This window comes from Caulobacter sp. SSI4214 (assembly GCF_012184455.1).
Classification (GTDB): Bacteria; Pseudomonadota; Alphaproteobacteria; order Caulobacterales; family Caulobacteraceae; genus Caulobacter; species Caulobacter vibrioides_E.
In genome coordinates this window covers 1-3,014 of record NZ_SZWJ01000168.1, presented here as the reverse complement: position 1 = coordinate 3,014, position 3,014 = coordinate 1, and the positions used below count along the sequence as shown (strand labels likewise).

Genomic DNA, 3,014 nt, shown 5'->3' with positions numbered 1-3,014 from the left:
TTCGGGGCGGCCTTCTGGATGGCCGGGGTCGACGGCGGGACCGTGCTGCTGACCGGGCGGACCGCGCCGGTCGGCTGGGCCTGCGCGGTGCCGGACCTGCGCTCGCGGCTCAACGCCCTGTGCGTCGCGGCGATCGCGCCGCCCGACGATGTCGTGCTGGAGGCGGTGCTGCGGCGGGCCTTCGAACAGAGGCTGTTGAAGCCGGATCCGGACCTCTATCCCTATCTGCTGGCTCGCCTGCCCCGCTCGGCGGCCGAGGCGATCGCGGCGGCCGACCTGCTGGACGAGGCCGCCGACCAGCGCCGGCGCGAACTGAACAAGGCCCTGGCCCGCGAGGTGCTGGGGGATTTCGAGGGGGATGAGGAGGCGGGTTGAGGCTCTGCCCCTTCTCTTAAAGCTCCGTCATTCTCGCCCTGGTAGCAGGAACCCATGGTTCAGCTGACACGTGAGACGCAAGCGGATCGCTAGAGCGTGAGGCTGAAAGTGGGAACCGGTTTCAGCTTATCTCACGCTCTAAATATTTGATTTAGAGCCTTTTTGACGCCTGAAATCGATTCCGATTTCAGGCTAAAGGCTCTAGCGATCCGCCCCTCCCGCACCCGCGGCGGATAGAGGGGTTCCCGCCACAAAGGCGGGAATGACGGGCGTTTATGATGGAAAGACAGGCGACATCCCCCTGTCTTTCTCCCGTCACTTGCCTCGTTCACGATGGCGCGACACATTGGCGACTAGAGTGCCTTCATGACCGAGACCGCCGCCCTGACCGTGCCCGCCACCGTTCCGCAGACCGACAGCCCCACCCCGCTGGAACTGGACGCCGAGTGGATGGCCTCGCCCGAACGGTTCTTCAATCGCGAGCTGTCGTGGCTGGCCTTCAACCAGCGTGTGCTGGAGGAGAGCGCCAATCCGCGTCACCCGCTGCTGGAGCGGCTGCGGTTCCTGTCGATCAGCGCCAACAACCTCGACGAATTCTACATGGTGCGCGTGGCCGGCCTGAAGGGCCAGGTGCGCGAGGGCGTGCGGGTGGTCAGCCAGGATGGCCTGACGCCGGGCGAGCAGCTGCCGCGCATCAACGCCTCGGCCGCCGAGCTGATGGCCGAGCAGCAGAAGATCTGGCGCCAGGTCCGCACCGAGCTGTGGGATGAAGGCCTGAAGCTGCTGGACGCCAAGGATATCGAGGGCGAGGACCGCAAGAAGGCCGAGGCCATCTTCCTCGACCAGATCTTCCCGGTGCTGACGCCGCTGGCGATCGACCCGGCGCACCCGTTCCCGTTCATCCCGAACCTGGGCTTCTGCCTGGCGCTGAAGCTGCGTCGCATCGCCGACGACAAGCACCTGTACGCCCTGGCGCCGATCCCCTCGCAGGTGCGGCGGTTCTGGGAGCTGTCGTCGGTGGTGACCCGCGGCCGCAAGCGCCAGCGCAAGATCATGGCGCTGGAAAGCTTCATCATCCTCTTTTTGGACCACCTGTTCCCCGGCTACGAGGTCGAGGGCCGGGGCCTGTTCCGCCTAATCCGCGACAGCGACCTCGAGATCGAGGAAGAGGCCGAGGACCTGGTGCGCGAGTTCGAGGCGCGGCTGAAGAAGCGCCGGCTGGGCCGCGTGGTGCGGGTCAAGATCCAGACCACCATGCCGCCGGACCTGCGCGACTTCATCATCGAGGGCCTGCGCGCCGAGCCCGAGGACGTGATCCTGGTCGACGGCAAGCTGGGCCTGGCCCAGATGAGCGAGCTGATCCCGCCGGACCGTCCGGACCTGAAGTTCCCGCCGTTCAACGCCCGCTTCCCCGAGCGCATCCGCGACCACGGCGGCGACTGCTTCGCGGCGATCCGCGAGAAGGACATCCTGGTCCACCACCCGTTCGAGAGCTTCGACGTGGTGGTGCAGTTCCTGCGCCAGGCCGCGCGCGATCCGAACGTGCTGGCGATCAAGCAGACGCTCTACCGCACCTCCAAGGACAGTCCGATCGTGGCGGCCCTGATCGAGGCGGCCGACAACGGCAAGAACGTCACGGCCCTGGTCGAGATCAAGGCGCGGTTCGACGAGGAAAATAACCTGAAGTGGGCGCGCGACCTGGAGCGGGCCGGCGTGCACGTGGTGTTCGGCTTCGTCGACTGGAAGACGCACGCCAAGCTGTCGGTCGTGGTGCGCCGCGAGGCCGACCAGACGCTGCGGACCTACTGCCACTTCGGCACCGGCAACTATCACCCGTTCACGGCGCGGATCTATACCGACCTCTCCTTGTTCACCTGCGACCCGGCCCTGGGGCGAGACGGCGGCAAGCTGTTCAACTTCATTACCGGCTACGCTCAGCCGGGGCGGCTGGAGAAGCTGTCGTTCTCGCCGATGACGCTGAAGCCGGACCTGCTGAGGATGATCGAGGCCGAGGCCAAGGCCGCCCGCGAAGGCCGGCCGGCGGGCATCTGGGCCAAGATGAACGCCGTCGTCGACCCGCAGATCATCGACGCCCTCTACGCCGCCAGCCAGGCGGGCGTGCAGATCGACCTCGTCGTGCGCGGCATCTGCTGCCTGCGGCCGGGGATCAAGGGGCTGTCGGAGAACATCCGGGTCAAGTCGATCGTCGGCCGCTTCCTGGAGCACGCCCGCATCGTCGCCTTCGCCAACGGCGCGGCCATGCCCAGCGCCCAGACGCGGGTGTTCATCAGCTCGGCCGACTGGATGCCGCGCAACCTGGACCGCCGCGTCGAGAGCCTGGTTCCGGTCGAGAACCCGACCGTCCACCAGCAGGTGCTGGACCAGATCATGGTGGCCAACCTCAACGACGAGGCCCAGAGCTGGAAGCTGGACAGCGAGGGCGAGTATGCCCGCGATCCGGCCTGGAACAGCAAGGGCGCCTTCTCGGCCCACGACTACTTCATGACCAATCCCAGCCTGTCGGGCCGGGGCCACGGCGCCCGCGACCTGCCCCGCGCCTTCGACCACGTGGGACCCAAGCGGAAGGGGTGAGAGCTCTTGGCCTGCTCCTGCCGCTGGCGCTGCTGACGGCCTGCGGG

Annotated in this window: 1 protein-coding gene and 2 pseudogenes; 2 read left to right on the top strand and 1 reads right to left on the bottom strand. The window is 67.3% G+C overall.

Features of this window, described 5'->3' with window-relative positions; all coding sequences use genetic code 11:
• A pseudogene (locus FCU40_RS22860) lies at positions 1 to 375 on the top strand (chromosomal replication initiator DnaA); the annotation flags it as partial.
• Between the two features lie 203 nt (positions 376 to 578).
• On the opposite strand, the pseudogene FCU40_RS23475 reads toward FCU40_RS22860, so the two are convergent.
• Positions 579 to 722, bottom strand: a pseudogene (locus FCU40_RS23475) (hypothetical protein); the annotation flags it as partial.
• 103 nt (positions 723 to 825) lie between these two features.
• Here FCU40_RS23475 and FCU40_RS22855 point away from each other — a divergent pair.
• Entirely contained in the window at positions 826 to 2,967 is a 2,142-nt protein-coding gene (locus FCU40_RS22855; protein WP_235046533.1) for an RNA degradosome polyphosphate kinase, read from the top strand.
• Positions 2,968 to 3,014: the final 47 nt, after the last annotated feature.

What these genes read in the sequence shown, in the direction of transcription:
- FCU40_RS22855 (WP_235046533.1), top strand. Translation starts at nt 826, where the DNA reads ATGGCCTCGCCCGAACGGTTCTTCAATCGCGAGCTGTCGTGGCTGGCC.